Origin of the sequence: Chryseobacterium formosum, assembly GCF_026460885.1 — a bacterium.
Lineage (GTDB): Bacteria > Bacteroidota > Bacteroidia > Flavobacteriales > Weeksellaceae > Chryseobacterium > Chryseobacterium formosus.
In genome coordinates this window covers 57804-73795 of the sequence record NZ_JAOVZW010000001.1, presented here as the reverse complement: position 1 = coordinate 73795, position 15992 = coordinate 57804, and the positions used below count along the sequence as shown (strand labels likewise).

The following is a 15992-nucleotide window of genomic DNA, read 5'->3' as shown; positions in this document are numbered from 1 at the left end:
ATTAAATAAATTTAAACAATTTTTCGTTTGGTTTTCTTACTTTTTTCATGTGTTGGAAGTGATCTTCTTCAGAGCGGTAACCTAATGCCAATGTGACGGTTACTTTTTCTTTTTCAGAATCAATATCTAAAATTTCTTCAATTAAATCTTGTCTGAAACCTTCCATCGGGCAAGTGTCGATGTTTTCAATCGCTGCAGCATACATCAAATTTGCCAAAACGATATAAGATTGTTTTTCTGCCCAGTTGAAAAGTTCGTCTTCGTTTTTCTGGCTTACGTGATTGTTGATGCTGTTTTTAAAAAGATCAAGCTTTTCCAATTCAATATTTCTGACTTCTGAAATATGATTAAAATAACCATTGATGTAATTTTCTTCAATCATTTTTTTTGAAACAATCACCACTAGATGTGAACAAGTGGAAATTTGTGATGGATTATAGAATGCAGGAATAAGTTTTTCTTTCATTTCTTTGCTTTCCACCACCAAGATTTTATAAGGCTGCAATCCTAAAGAGCTTGCCGCCAATTTTCCTGACTCTAAGATACTGAGAAGTGTTTCCTGAGGAATCGTCAAATCAGGATTAAATTTTTTTACAGAATATCTTCTGCTTAAAGCTTCCAAATAATTCATAAGACAAATTTAAGAATTGAAGCGGAATAAAGCTTGTTTTAAACAAAATCTATTTGGATATTTTCTAAATAAAAAAATCACTTCCCGAAAGAAGTGATTTCAAATTAAGTATAGTATGAAAAAAAATTATTCTCTGTTTTTAACCATGATCCAACCTGCTAATTTTACAGGAGTTCTGGTTTTGTTGTTTTCATTCCATGTTACAGAATACCAGTAGCTTCCTGTAGGAACTTTTCTGCCGTTTGCGGTTCCGTCCCATCTGTAATTATTGGTTTTGTCACCTTGGTGAAGTTTTGTTCCGTAACGATCGTAAACGTTAAATGTTAAATCAATTTTGCTTCCTAAAGCTGAATAATCTATAAAATCATTAAGACCATCGCCATTCGGAGTAATTACATTGATGATATTTGGTACGGTAACCTCAACTTCCATTGGCTCACAATCGTAAGAATCTTTCACGTAAATTTTGTGAATTCCTCTTGATAATTGTTTGAAAATATTAGATTCCTGCCAATTAACATTGTCTAATGAATATTGATAAGCAGGTGTCCCTCCATTTGCATACACTGTAATTGTAGTAGCATTTACATCGATAGAAGTAACGACAGGCTGTTCTGAAGCGAAAACTTTTACGGTTTGCGTTGAAGTACAATCTCCTGTTTTAAGTTTTACCCAATAGGTTCCAACTCCCACATTTGAAATAGTTTGTGTAGTTGCTCCTGTACTCCATAAATAACTGCTGAATCCTGTTCCTGCATCTAGAGTGGTCTTATCTTCTATGCAAATAATTTTATCTTTTAAAACAGTTGAATAAACTGGTGGGATAACAACTAATGTAACTTGTGCAATAGCATAACATCCGTTTCCGTCAATTACTTTTATATAAACAACTCCGTTTGGAGCAGTATGATTTTGAGGATCCGGAATGTTATTCGTCCCGTTGACAGCGTCTGTTAAAGAAGGATAGTATTGTTTTGTTCCTGCTTGAGTAGTAACATTTGCTGTTGTAAGATTAAATAAACCTGTAGAAGGATTGGTCTCAATAAAACAAGATCTTAAAGTAGCATTGGTTACAGTAACTGTAGGGTAATGATTAAGTGTTATGATGGCATTGTCAACACAACCTTGAGCTGTTGTTACCTTAACGTGAATTGTTGTTCCGTGTGCTGCTGGAAAGTTTGCCCAGTTTAAAATTTCATTAATTCCGGCATTTAAATCAGATAAAGTATGGTAATAATGTTTCGTTACTCCTGGAAGAGTTGTTAATGCGGCATTATTTAAATTATAGTAGGCTATTCCTGCATTATTGTTATTACAAGCGGTCATTGTGACGTCTGCTGCGGCAAATGGAGTTGGGTTTAAAATAATTTTACCGTCTCCGTTATCACACAAAGTAGAGGAAGGGTCTTTTACAACAACCTGAATAGTCGTAGTACCAGCTGAATATTGAAAGTTTGTAGGATTTGCAATAGGAACAGGATTACCTAGAACGTAATAAGTAATAATGTAATTGGCAGGATTATTTACAAATTGATTAGCATACGAAGTTAAATTTACGAAACCATTTCCTGTTGCAGGATTTGTACAAACAAAAGGAGTAATTGTAGATTGAAGAATAGGCACTTTATCAATAAATATTTTTGCATTTTTGATTGAATGTCTTGCACTTGCAGCTCCCGTTCCGGCTGAAAACCCGAAATAACCTTGAGTCATACCAATTGCTCCGCCAGTTGCAGTGAAAGATTGGTTGGTAATCATAACACCGTCAATTTTGATTTGAATTAACCAAATATTGGGATTATTTGGATCAATCTCACCATTTACTTCTACGTGTTTGTAGTTTGCACCTACGAAAGGTTGTGTAGGATTAAGATCTGCAGAGTGAAAAGTACTGTTTGCAGTCATATTATACTCAATATTAGGATTTCCTGCAGGTACATTATTGGTTCCGTAAAGAACGTGTACTTTGCTCATTTGTCCTTCCGTAGAATTATTGAATATATCAAACGCAACCATTAATCCGTTTGCATTAGCTGGAATTCCCAATCCACCTCCTGTTGTAAATGCAGTTGGAGGGTTTGAAAGATACCAGAAAGTAAGACCGTCACCTCTTCCGTATGCTGTGGTTCCGTTTCCATCGATTCTGAAATCAAATTCAACTTTCCATTTATCGCAATATTTAAGATTGATGGCATTTGATAGCTTAATAGCTCCAAATTGGCTGGTTTGATCTGCTGTAAGCTGTACGAAATCACCAGTTGCAGATGCTGAAGGAACAATGTCCCATCCTGTTGTGTTGATTACAGGACTACCTGTAAGTTGATAGGTTTGAGCTTTTAAATCTTGGTTAATGATTGATAAAACGAACAAAAAACTGAGGAGTAAAACTTTTTTCATTTTTAACTTAATAGATTTATTGTTTGGTAAAATTATCTGTTTTTTTGCTTTAAATAGATGTGCTTTAGGTCATAAAGTAGCAATAGAGTATCTTAAAATATATCTTTGCAAAGTTTGAATCTTAGCTTTCTATTATAGATTTTGTGAATATGAAAATAAAAAGGCACCACTTTTTACGTGAGTGGTGCCGATGTTTTTATTCTCTATTTTTAACCAATACCCATCCATTGTATTTCGTAGGTGTATTGTTTGCGTCATTTTCAGTCCATGTGATGGAGTACCAATAAGTTCCTGTAGATAATTTTTTACCTCCGGAAGTTCCATCCCAAGTGTAATTTCTTATTTTATCTGCTTGATACTTCATGTTTCCATATCTGTCATAAACAGTGAATACAAGATTCTTCTTATAAGCTAATGCGGTGTAGTCGATGAAATCATTTACGTTATCACCATTAGGAGTAATTGCGTTGATGATATTCGGAACTGTAATTTGTACATGTACAGGTTCGCAATTATAAAAATCTTTTACGAAAACTTTGTTTTCACCACGTGGTACGCCATTAAATATATTAGAATCTTGCCAATTAGTTCCGTTTAAAGAATATTTATAAGGAGCTGTTCCTCCTGAAACATTTACAGTAAGCGTATTATTGTTGATGTCAATAGTAGAAATGACAGGGTTTGTAGCCATTTTTACATTTACAGTTTGAATTGTAAAACAATTTCCTGTTTTTAATACTACAGAATAATTTCCAACAGGTACTCCCGAAATAGACTGAGTAGTTGCTCCGGTACTCCATAAATAACCTGCGAAACCAGATCCTGCATCAAGTGTTGTTCTTTCATCAATACAGATTGTTTTGTCTTTCAATATAGATGATTTAACAGGAGTAACTACTTTAAGCGAGATTTTCTTAATAACATAACAGCCATTTGTATTAGTTACTTTTACATAGACGTCCGTACTTTGGCTTATGTATGCAATAGAAGGAATAATTTCATTCGTCCCACTTAATGCATTAGCCAAAGAAGTATAAAATTGTTTTACAATTCCTGTTTCTGTGGTAACATTAGCTGTTGTTAGGTTGAAAGTTGCTGTTGTTGGATTAATTTCATTAAAACAAGCTTCTAAAATTGCATCTTTTACTACAGGAAGTGGATGGAAAGCTAATGTAATTTCAGCATTTCCTGTACATCCTTGTGGAGTAGTAACTTTCACATACACTTTTCCAGGTGCGGAAACATGCGCTGTAAAGTTTGTAATTTCATTTATTCCTGCATTTAGGTCTGCTAAAGTTCTATAGTATTTTTTAGTAGCTCCAAGAACTCCAGTTACATTCGCCGAACTTAGATTATAGGTTGCGGTTAAAGCTCCATTATTATTACATTCTGAAAGTGTAACGTTTGTGGCGGTAAATGGTGCTAGATTAAGTTGTATCGTTCCATCGGGATTATCACAAAGCAAAGCTGAATTGTCTTTAATAATAACATTCACCGTTGTATTTGCCGTAAACTGAAAAGTAGTTGGGCTTGATACCAGGGTACCTCCAACTAAATAAGTGAAAGTGTAATTTGCCGGGTTTGTAACAAACTGAGAATTGAAAGAAGTTAAATTTACTGTTCCAGAACCTGTTGACGGGTTAGGACAGAAAGACTGTGTAACCGATGGTGTTAATAAGCTTACTTTATCGGTATAGATTTTTACATTTTTAATCGAATGTCTAGATCTGTTTCCTCCTGTAGAAGCTGAAAACCCAAAGTATCCTTGTGTCATTGTGGCAGCAGCTCCGGATGCTGTAAATGGTTGATTACAGATCGTATTTCCATCAATTTTGATTGTGATATTCCATGTATTTGGAATTGATGTATTTACAGTTGCGTTTACTTCAACATGTTTATAAGTGGCTCCCTGAAAGGGAAGTGTAGTATTCATATCCGGTGAATGGAAAGAACTTCCTGCAGTATTGAAGAATTCTACGTTATTATTGTCGGTTGTATTGGCAACTTGCCCATAAGCAACATGCACTTTACTCATTACTGCAGTTGTAGTGTTATTATAGGTGTCAAAACCTACAATGAGACCGATTGCATTTTGTGAAACGCCAAGACCTGAACCTAATACACTCGCCACAGGAGGATTGGCTAAATACCAAAAGGCAAGACCATCTCCGTTAGCGGTTTGGTTAGAATCCATTCTGAAATCAAATTCAACACGCCATTTATCACAGAATTTTAGATTAATGGGGTTGTTTAGCCTTATAGAACCTGACTGGTTGTTAGTGTCCGGAGTTAACTGAATAAAATCTGTAGGGGTTCCTATAACTGTAGGTGCCACCATAGTCCAACCTGTTGTGGAAATAGGTGATCCTGTAAGCTGATAAGTTTGAGAAGAAAGTTTTCCGGAAATACAAAGTACAAAAAGGCTAAAATAAAAGAGTAGTTTTTTATTCATTTAATAGGATACTTAAATTAGACGTGTAAAGATATTAAATCTTAACTAATAAATGTATACAACCTGTTAATTTTGTAAAAAAGTTTGATTATTTTGTAATAAAAAATATTAATGATAACGAAAAGTTGAATATGATATGCTTTGTCTTGTTTTTATTCAAAATAGAGAATTGTTTTCCAAACCTTCAAAATACGCATCTACTTCAAGATTTGGTGAATTTGCGGCAGCAACAGCGAGTTTATCGCAGAGTTCATTTTCAAAATGTCCTGCATGGCCTTTTACCCAATGCATTTTTGGATTGTGTTCATTATAAAGCGTGATGAATCTCTTCCAAAGATCCGGGTTTTTTACATTTTTCCAGCCTCTTTTAACCCAACCAGAAATCCAATTTTGATTAATAGCATCAGAAACATACTTGCTATCCGTAAAAACATGGATGTCATTTTCAGTAGATTTTAGCTTTTCCAGTGCAGTGATGACAGCTAAAAGTTCCATTCGGTTATTGGTAGTTTTTCTAAAACCTTTGGAGAATGTTTTCTGATAATTTTTTTCAGGAACTCGCATTAGAATTCCGTACCCTCCTTTTCCGGGGTTTCCGCTACAGGCTCCGTCTGTGTATATTTCGATTCTCATTTGAGATTAAGGTTTAGATTAAAATTTAAAAAAGACATAATTGATATTAGTCTTAAACTAATTTTTAACCTTAAAAAGGAAAATCTTCTTCATCATCAAGATCATTCATGGAAGAACCTGAAAGTTTTGAAGTGTCTGGTAAATCAAAAGCTGCTCCTGGTTGAATGGTTGTTTTAATTTTTTCAAAACCACTTGGTTCACCCATTGGATTAGAATACCCCATACCATTGGTTGCATCCTCAATATTTCCAAATTTCGCAAAATGTTTCAGGAAAGACAATCTTACATCTGCAGTGGCACCATTTCTGTGTTTTGCTATAATCAATTCTGCCTGATTTTCGGTAGATGTTTCTGCTCCTTCTTCGTCATTATCCCAAACTGTAATTTTATAATATTCTGGTCTGAAAATAAATGAAACGATATCCGCATCCTGCTCAATTGCTCCTGATTCTCTCAAATCTGAAAGTTGAGGTCGTTTTCCGGGACGGGTTTCCACACTTCTTGAAAGCTGAGAAAGTGCAATTACAGGTACGTTTAATTCTTTTGCAATCGCTTTTAATGAACGGGAAATCATTGAAATTTCCTGTTCACGGTTTCCGCTTCCTTTTCCTCCACCTCCTGCTGTCATCAGCTGAAGATAATCGACCATGATTAGTCTTACTCCGTGTTGCATTACAAGTCTTCGGCATTTTGCTCTAAAGTCAAATATGGAAAGGGAAGGAGTTTCGTCAATATATAAAGGTGCGTTTTCTAATTCAGAGACATTCGAGAATAATCTTTGCCATTCTTCATCGTCCAACGTTCCTTTTCTTAGTTTTTCTGATGAAATTTTTGTTTCGGAAGCAATCATTCTGGTGATTAACTGTACCGATGCCATCTCTAATGAAAATAATGCCATTGGTATTTTATACTCAACTGCAATATTTCTCGCCATTGATAGAATAAAGGCTGTTTTTCCCATTGCAGGACGTGCCGCAACAATAATAAGGTCGGAATTTTGCCAACCTCCAGTTTCTTTATCAACATCTCTAAATCCGGATGGTACACCAGAAATTCCTTCTTTATCTTTTAATGATTTAATAATGTCAATAGCTTCTTTTACTAAAGTATTGGCGGTATCGAAACCTTTTTTGATGGTTCCGTTGGTGATTTCAAAAAAAGATTGTTCGGCTTTATCTAAAAGTTCAAAAACATCTGTTGATTCTTTGTAGGAAGTGTCAATTACGTTCGCTGAAACATTAATCAAACTTCTTAATATATACTTTTCAAGAATTACACGTACATGATATTCGATGTGTGCAGATGAACTTACTCCCATTGTAAGTTCAATAATGTAATGATCACCGCCTGCAGAGCTTAGTTTGTCTGTCTTTTTCATTTCCTGAATAACAGTCATGATGTCGACAGGTTGGTTACCTTCGTATAATTTTAAAATTGTAGAAAATATAACCTGATGTCTAGGATCATAGAAAACTTCTGGCGTAAGTAAATCAATAGAATGGTCGAGTCCTTTTTTATCAATTAAAAAAGTACCAATTACCAATCTTTCAAAATCTACAGCATTAGGAGGCATTTTTCCATCTGCAATCGACAATTCTCTAGCAAAGTTTCCTTGTGTAAGAGAGGATAGTGTTTCTTTCTGCGCCATTATGCAAAGATAGTTTTTTTAGAAAATAATTTTAAAATAGTAACTAACAATTCTATGAAAAACATAATGCAACTGCGGTAAACAGATGAGGTTCAATGTTAATAAAAAAAATCACCCTATTGCTGAGGTGATTTTTTATTGATTTTGAAAATATTATTATTCTCTATTTTTTACCAATACCCATCCATCGTATTTTGTTGGAGTATTATTTGCGTCATCTTCATTCCAAGTAATAGTGTACCAGTAAGTTCCTGTTTGGATTTTTTTACCTCCCGAAGTTCCATTCCATTTGAAGTTTCTTATTTTATCAGCTTCGTAGATTTTATTTCCATATCTGTTGTAAACTGTGAATACAAGATTCTTTTTATAAGCTAAAGCGGTATAATCTATTTCATCATTCATATTATCTCCGTTTGGAGTAATCGCATTGATTAGATTAGGTACTGTCACTTGAATCTGAACCGGGTTACAGTCGTAAGAATCTTTTACAAAAATCTTATTTTCTCCTCTTGGTAATCCCGTAAATAAGTTAGAATCTTGCCAGTTCGTTCCATCTAAAGAATATTGATATGGTGCAGAACCACCAGTAACATTCACAGTAATTGTATTGTTTTTAATATCTAAACTAGCAATAACAGGTTTTTGTGTTGGGTAAACGTGTACTTGTTGTAACGTAAAACATTTTCCAGTTTTTAATTTTACCCAGTAAGCTCCTACTCCTACATTTGAGATTACCTGTGTAGTTGCACCGGTGCTCCATTCGTATCCGTCAAAGCCTGCTCCCGCATCTAAAGTTGTTCTGTCTTCTAAACAAATTGTTTTGTCTTTAAGGACGGTAGAATTTACAGGAGTTAAAACTTTTAAGTTAATCTTTGTAATTGCATAACATCCATTTTGAGAAAATACTCTTACATATACAGAAGAATTTGATGATATATAGGTATTGCTTATCTCATTTGTTCCGTTAACCGCATTATCTAATGTAAGATAGAATTTTTTTGTTGTATTAGGCTGCGAAGTTACGTTGGCTAAATTTAAGTTGAATGATGCTGTACTTGTATTGATTGGTAAGAAACACTCTTCAATAGTAGCTTCATTTACAATTACTATTGGATGGAATTTCAAATCAACATAAACGTTTCCTGTACATCCTGCATTGGTTGTTATTTTTGCATATACTCTTTTCTCAACAGAATTATAGTTATTTGGATTTTGAATTTCATTGATTCCTGCATTAAGATCTGCCATCGTCAGATAAAATTTCTTAATTGCTGTAGTGTCAAAATATACGTCTGCAGTCGTGAGATCAAATGTTGCAGTAGTAGCGCCGTTGTTAGCACAAGCAAAAACAGTTGCGTTTTTCACAGGTATTACTCCCAAAATAAATTTAAAAGTTCCTGTTTGTCGGCAATTGTTCAAAGGGTTTGTGGGGTTTGCCGGATCCTGATATCGAATGCTATAGTAATAAGTATCTGTTCCATTCACTGTAATTGGAGTAGTAATTGGAGCAGTACCAGATAATGCATCATTGGCTGTTGTGTGGTAGCTAACGACGAAATTAGTGTTACCGTTTAAGATTCCTGTAGTTAATGTTGAGAAATCATATTGACCAGGAAGTGGGCATGTTGGTACTAAGTTTGGCCCCCCCGCAGGATTTGGAGTTCCTGGAGCAATGAACGGATTTGGTGCTAAAGTAGGGTCTGAAAATGCTGATGACAATGTTGCTGTTCCTTCCCAAATTAAAGAGAAACCACTATTTATAGCATTGCTATAATTATCAATAACTAAATAATAAGTTTGCCCTGCAACAACATCTAAGTATGGTTCATAATAAGCTACTCCACTATCTGTAAGCTCCAAACCAGTATTTCCGGTAGGAGAAACTCCATAGAAATTACATCTGATAGGTGCTCCTAAACTTGCACAGGTTGCATTAGGCGCGTAAACTGCAAAATCATAATCTGTTGAGTTATTATTTGCATCAATGGTGAATGCTAATGTTCCGGAAGTTGCAACGGTGAAAGTATACCAGACTGAAAAATTTTCATCGTCTGTTAAACAACCTCCCAAATCTTCTATTACGCTTCCGGGACCAGATGGTGTATATGATACCCCCGAATTTCCACAAACGGGAATTGCAGAAACACAATCAGATTGTGAATAGAATAGTTGCGATGTTATTAATATAAAAAAGAGTAGTAATTTTCTCATTTCTAAATAATTTTAAATACAAATTTAAATAAAATTTAATTAAATATAAAGATTATCATTCAATTACAAAAAAAAGCCGCTAAATAAGCGACTTTTTTATAATTGATGAAAATGTTATTCTCTGTTTTTTACCAATACCCATCCTGAGAATTTGATTGGTGTGCTGGTTTTATTATTTTCATTCCAGGTAACAGAATACCAGTAATTTCCTGTCGGAACTTTTTTGGTACCAGTTGCAGAACCGTCCCATTTGTATCCGTTGGTTTTGTCAGCCTGATAGATTTTAGCTCCGTATCTGTCAAAAATACTAAGAATTAAATTCTGTTTTCCTGCCAATGCAGAATAATCAATAACGTCGTTTACTCCGTCTCCGTTTGGAGTGATTACATTGATTAAGTTTGGTACAACAATACCTACTTGTATTGGTTCACAATCATATGAATCTCTTACATAGATTGTGTGATCACCTCTAGTTATATTATTGAAAACATTAGAGTCTTGCCAATTTACATTATCAAGTGAATATTGATATGCAGGAGCTCCTCCTGTAACATATGCTGTTACTGTATTGCTTGAAATTTCAATATTACTAACTACAGGTTGTTCTGAAGCGTATACTTTTACTTTTTGTGTTGCGGTACAATCACCTGTTTTAAGTTTTACCCAATAAGTTCCTACCCCCACATTCGAAATCGTTTGTGTAGTAGCTCCAGTGCTCCATAAATAGCTGCTGAAACCAGTTCCTGCATCTAAAGTAGTTCTATCTTCAATACATATAATTTTGTCTACTAATACTGTAGAATACACAGGTGGAATCACAACTAAATTAACTTTTACAACTGTATAACAATTATTCGCTGTTATTACTCTGATGTAAATCACTCCGTTTGGTGCAATATGGTGAAGAGGATCTATAATTGCATTGGTTTGATTAATCGCATCAGTCATTGATGGATAATACTGTTTCGTAGTACCTGAAGGATTATTTATAGTAGCAACAGTAAGGTTAAATTCAGCTGTTGAAGGATTTGTTTCTATAAAACAAGACCTTAGTGTAGCTTCAGTTCCTGTTGCAACCGGATAGAAATTTAATTTAACCTCTGCAACATCAGTACATCCATACTGAGTAGTTACCAATACAAAAATAGATCCTCCTCCAGAAGTGTATTGGTATGGGTTTGTAATTTCATTTAAATTGTTATTAAGATCATACATAGACTCGTAATACTTTTTCACGTATGTAGGATCGGCAATAACATTGGCTGTTGTAAGATTAAAAACAGCGGTTCCTGTATTATTGTTATTACATTCAGTCAGGGTTGCGTCAGTTGCTGTTATGGCACCATTCTTAAATTTAAACCTTCCCGTTTGTTTACATTTATTGATAGGATTGGCTGGGTTAGTAGGATCTGTATATCCAATACTGTAGTAGTATGTGCTTGTTGTGTTAACAATAATTGGCGCAGTAATAGCGTTGATTCCTGCTAACATATCATTCGTATTGTAATAATATGATACTGTAAAGTTGGTATTACCATTAATGATACCACTTGATAATGTGCTGAAATTAAAAGTTGCAGGATTTGAACAAACTACCACTTCATTTGGTAATAATGGATCAGCATTTGGAAGTCCAGGTGTAATAAATGGGTTTGTAATTAATGCAGGATCATTAAAAGGTGAAGCCAAAGTTGCTGTTCCGCTCCAGCTTAATGAGAAACCATTGGCTGTACTTTGAAAGTTATCAACGATAAGATAATAAGTTTCACCCGCTATTACATCCAAATGAGGATTAAAATAAGCTGAAGGAGGTGGTCCCAATGTAAGGCCTGTGTTTCCTGTAGGTGAAGATCCGGCATAGTTACATCTTATTGGTGCACCTAGATTACCACAGGTTTTATTAGGACCATACACTGCAAAATCGTAATCGTCGGGATTATTATTGGCATCAATAACGAATGCTAAAGTTCCTGAAGTAGCAATCGTAAAAGTGTACCACACCGAAAAGTGTTCGTTTTGATTTAAACAGCCCGGATTGTTTAAAATTTCGATAATACTTCCCGGCCCGGAAGGGGTGTACGAAATATCAGAATTTCCACATACAGAAATTGCTGTAGGGCAGTCTGACTGTGCAAAAATCATTTGTGAAATGATTGTTAAAAAAATGAGTAGAGTTTTTTTCATTTTTGAAAAATTATTTAATACAAATATAAAAAAATTATTAATCTTATATTAAAGTTTTTATTGTATATCATAGCATAACGGTATAATGTGTTTAATATTGCATTTTTCTCAATTTAGGATTTGTACTTCCCACAAGTAATGCAATTAAAATCGTAATGCTTCCGCCGAAAACTACCGATCTTACAACTCCTAAAAGTTTAGCTGCCAAACCGCTTTCAAATTGTCCCATTTCATTACTTGACATAATAAAAATTGAATTCACGCTCAAAACTCTTCCCCGAATATGATCAGGAGTCTTCAATTGAACAATCGTTCCTCGGATTACGACGGAAATTCCATCCAACATTCCACTTAAAACCAAAAACATAAAAGAAAGCCAGTAATAATGCGATAATCCGAAACCAATAATACACAATCCAAATCCTGCAACGACAGCCAACAAAATTTTACCCTGATTTTTTCTTAAAGGAATCAACGATAATGTAGTAATAATAATCATCGAACCAATATCTGAAGCTGCATTTAATAGCCCAAAACCTTCTGCTCCTGATTTCAAAATGTCTGTCGCAAAAACCGGAATCAACGCAACGGCACCTCCAAAAAGTACTGCAAACATATCGAGACAGAGCGCTCCTAAAATTTCTTTAGTCTTAAAAATATAAGCAATTCCTTCACGCATACTTTCCAGCACTTTGATTTCATCCTTCTTATGTTCTGAAAACTGTTGTTTCAACTGCCAAAAAAATAAAGAAGCAACCAATAAAAGTGAAATTATTACTAATAAAGTCCATTTCACGCCGAAAAATCCGATCAAAAATCCACCAACGGCATGACCGCAAACTGATGAAACCAAGAAAGTTGCCTGATTTAAAGTAATTGCACTCGGAAGATTTACTTTTTCTACAATTTTAGGAATCATTGACGGAACAATTGGACCTATGAAAGCTCTTGCGATTCCCGTAAAGAAAATAACACCGTAGATGAAATAAGTGATTTCGTGTCCTGAAAAATGAAGTTCCACATCAAAAAACGCAGGAATCATTAGTAAACTGATGAGAAAAACATAGACATAATTACAAATTAGAAGAAGTCTTTTCTTTTCGTTCATGTCAATTACGTGACCTGCATACAAAGCACAGCTTACTGCTGGAATTACCTCAGAAAGACCAATAAGTCCTATGGAAAAAGGATCTTTTGTTAATTGATAAACCCACCATCCCAATAAAGTAGCGAGCATTCTGAAAGCTAAAACAATAAAAAATCTTCCGGTAAGAAGATTTCTGAATTCAACATTTTGTAATGTTTTGAGCGGCAATAAAGAAATCATGCGCAAAAATAGCCTTAAATATTCATTTAAGGCTATCACTATTTTCAGTTTTCAAATGATAAATAAAATATCTTTTGAAAGATGTTGTCTATTTTAGTCGGCTCTCAAAGAACTGATTACGATTGCTGCAACACCAGCCGCTCCGATTACCGCTGCTCCTGCTACAACTCTTCCTTGGGATCTGTCTTTTACGGATGCAATATTAGATTTAGGAATAATAACCTCTGTACTGTCTTTTTTTCCTTTTGTACCAATAATGTTGTCACCATCGATGTTTCGGAACAAAATAGTTTGTTTTTTAGAACCGTCTCTTGGCGTTACAACGTAGATTTTTCCGGCGTCAAGGTTTGAATAGTTATTTTGCGCAATATCTTCGCTGTACTTTGTCGTTGCACAAGATGAAATTACAAATAAAGACGTAAATAATGATGATTTTAAAAGTACAGATGCTTTCATTACAATTTTTTAGTTTTCCAAATTTATAATTTTTTTTGAATATATGTTTTCATTAAAAAAGAAAATCTCATATTTTTTGTAAGATTAAACTAGAAAATGAAGAAATTTTATGTTTGAATGATTATTTTATTTGAATTAATTTAAACCGCTTCCAAAAGCAGCCGCAGTGTCGGCCAAATCTTTTGTAGCCTTTGTCATCCCAACAACTAATATCGTTACAGCAGCGATTCCTCCGGCTGTTGCAACGACGGCAACCGCAGTTCTGTCTTTTCTTATCTCAGTAATATTGGTTTTTGCAATAGCAATTCTTTCATTTTTTTTGGTTCCGATAATGCTGTCTTTAGAAATCGAACTTATCATCATTGGAGTTTTGCTTCCATCAGTCTGATGAAAGGTGTATTTGTTTCCTGCTTTTATATTTTTATAATTGTCAGGATTTTTTGTGGCGCTGTATTTTAGCGAACTGCAAGATGTAATTGAAATGATTATTAAAACGGACAAAATTCTTTTCATAAATAGTTATTTGATGGTGTGTTATTTTTTATAAACCTTCAGTAAATCTGCGATTTTTCTGTCGTTTGCCAATCTCGGAATTTTATTTTGACCACCCAATTTCCCTTGAGATTTTGCATATTCCTGAAAAGCATTTTTCTGAAGCTTAGAAATATGAAGTTTCTGCAAAATATTTCCTGAAATTAAATCATCATAATAGGTATTGCGTTTTCTGAGCTGATCGTCCAATTCATTTTTAAATAAATCTAAATTTTCAGGCTCTTTTTCAAACTCAATAAACCATTCGTGATAGGGTAAACCTTCTTCAGGATTAACTTCCGGAGCTAAATGAAATTCAGTAATCTGAGCAGGAAATTTTTCGACCGTAGCTTTTACAGCTTCTTCTACTTCAAAAGCGATAACGTGTTCACCAAAAGCCGAAGTAAAATGTTTCGTTCTTCCGCTTACCAAAATTCTGTGCGGATTTTTATCAATAAACCTCACAACATCACCAATCGAATATGCCCACAAACCGGAATTGGTCGTTAAAATCAGAGCATAATCTTTATTAAGTTCAATGTCTTTTAAAGTTAATCTTTGTGCATCAGGTTTTCCATATTGTTCTAAAGGAATAAATTCATAAAAAATTCCGTGATTGGTTAAAAGTAGCAAACCTTCTTTTGTATAATCATCTTGGAATGCAAAAAAACCTTCCGAAGCTGGAAATGTCTGTACAATATCTACTTTTCCACCCAAAAGTTCTTCCATTTTATCACGGTAAGGTTCGTAATTTACACCACCTGTAACGATAAGTTGAAGATTTGGGAAAAGTTGTTTTATTTTTTTACCGTTTTTCTCAATCAGTTTTTCAAAATACATAATCAGCCAAGGCGGAATTCCTGAAATCAATGTCATATTTTCTTTCTCGGTTTCCTCAACGATTTTGTCAACTTTGGCTTCCCAGTCTTCCATCATGTTGGTTTCCCAGCTTGGCAAACGGTTTTTCTGAAGATAATTTGGGATATGATGAGCTACAATTCCTGAAAGTCTGCCGGTTTGAATCCCGAAAACTTCCTCCAGTTCCGGACTTCCTTGTAAGAAAATCATTTTTCCGCCAACAAAATCAGCGTTGTTTTTCTTGGCAATGTAATGGAAAAGCGCACTCTGAGCTCCTTTTACCTGAAAAGGCATTCCTTCTTTAGAAATTGGGATGTATTTTGAGCCTGAAGTCGTTCCCGAAGTTTTAGCAAAATATTCTGGAGTTTCAATCCATAAAATATCTCGTTGTCCGCGTTTTACTTTTTCGATATATGGTTTTAAATCTTCATAATCGGCAACCGGAACTTTTTCTTGGAAATCTTTTACAGATTTAATGGTTTCAAAAGTATGTGTTCTTCCAAAAAGAGTTTTTTGAGCGGTTTCGACAAGAGATAGTAATAATTTCTCCTGATTCTTTTCACCATTTTTCTTGAATTCTTCTGCTTTTTGAACATGTTTTTTTGCCCAAATCAACGCCGCATTTTTCTTTAGAAAGTTTAACATGGTTCAAATTTATAAATAA

11 protein-coding genes are annotated in these 15992 nt (G+C 34.4%); all 11 read right to left on the bottom strand.

The genetic code is table 11. From position 1 onward, the window contains the following. Nucleotide 1: 1 nt before the first annotated feature. The 11 genes from OF897_RS00335 to OF897_RS00285 all read right to left on the bottom strand — a co-directional run bounded on the left by OF897_RS00335 (nt 2) and on the right by OF897_RS00285 (nt 15973). Entirely contained in the window at nt 2–631 is a 630-nt protein-coding gene (locus OF897_RS00335) for an NAD(P)H-dependent oxidoreductase (protein WP_267263701.1), read from the bottom strand. A gap of 126 nt (nt 632–757) precedes the next feature. Then, nucleotides 758–3028, bottom strand: coding sequence for a T9SS type B sorting domain-containing protein (locus OF897_RS00330; protein ID WP_267263700.1), 2271 nt, complete (start codon nt 3026–3028; stop codon nt 758–760). 196 nt (nt 3029–3224) lie between these two features. Beyond that, entirely contained in the window at nt 3225–5480 is a 2256-nt protein-coding gene (locus OF897_RS00325) for a T9SS type B sorting domain-containing protein (RefSeq protein ID WP_267263699.1), read from the bottom strand. Between the two features lie 156 nt (nt 5481–5636). Then, a complete protein-coding gene (gene rnhA, locus OF897_RS00320; RefSeq protein ID WP_267263698.1) occupies nt 5637–6113 on the bottom strand; it encodes a ribonuclease HI in 477 nt (158 codons plus the stop codon). Nucleotides 6114–6183: 70 nt separating this feature from the next. After that, a complete protein-coding gene (gene dnaB / locus OF897_RS00315; RefSeq protein ID WP_267263697.1) occupies nt 6184–7761 on the bottom strand; it encodes a replicative DNA helicase in 1578 nt (525 codons plus the stop codon). Between the two features lie 156 nt (nt 7762–7917). Continuing rightward, the gene (locus OF897_RS00310; protein WP_267263696.1) at nt 7918–9972 is read right to left on the bottom strand and encodes a T9SS type B sorting domain-containing protein; all 2055 of its coding nucleotides are present in this window, start codon (nt 9970–9972) and stop codon (nt 7918–7920) included. 114 nt (nt 9973–10086) lie between these two features. Continuing rightward, the gene (locus tag OF897_RS00305) at nt 10087–12156 is read right to left on the bottom strand and encodes a T9SS type B sorting domain-containing protein (protein WP_267263695.1); all 2070 of its coding nucleotides are present in this window, start codon (nt 12154–12156) and stop codon (nt 10087–10089) included. Between the two features lie 91 nt (nt 12157–12247). After that, nucleotides 12248–13483, bottom strand: coding sequence for an MFS transporter (locus tag OF897_RS00300; protein WP_267263694.1), 1236 nt, complete (start codon nt 13481–13483; stop codon nt 12248–12250). Between the two features lie 93 nt (nt 13484–13576). Then, a complete protein-coding gene (locus OF897_RS00295; RefSeq protein WP_267263693.1) occupies nt 13577–13939 on the bottom strand; it encodes a hypothetical protein in 363 nt (120 codons plus the stop codon). Between the two features lie 135 nt (nt 13940–14074). After that, nucleotides 14075–14452, bottom strand: a complete 378-nt coding sequence (locus tag OF897_RS00290; protein ID WP_267263692.1) for a hypothetical protein — start codon at nt 14450–14452, stop codon at nt 14075–14077. A 21-nt stretch (nt 14453–14473) separates the two neighbouring features. Beyond that, the gene (locus OF897_RS00285) at nt 14474–15973 is read right to left on the bottom strand and encodes a GH3 auxin-responsive promoter family protein (RefSeq protein WP_267263691.1); all 1500 of its coding nucleotides are present in this window, start codon (nt 15971–15973) and stop codon (nt 14474–14476) included. Nucleotides 15974–15992 lie beyond the last annotated feature (19 nt).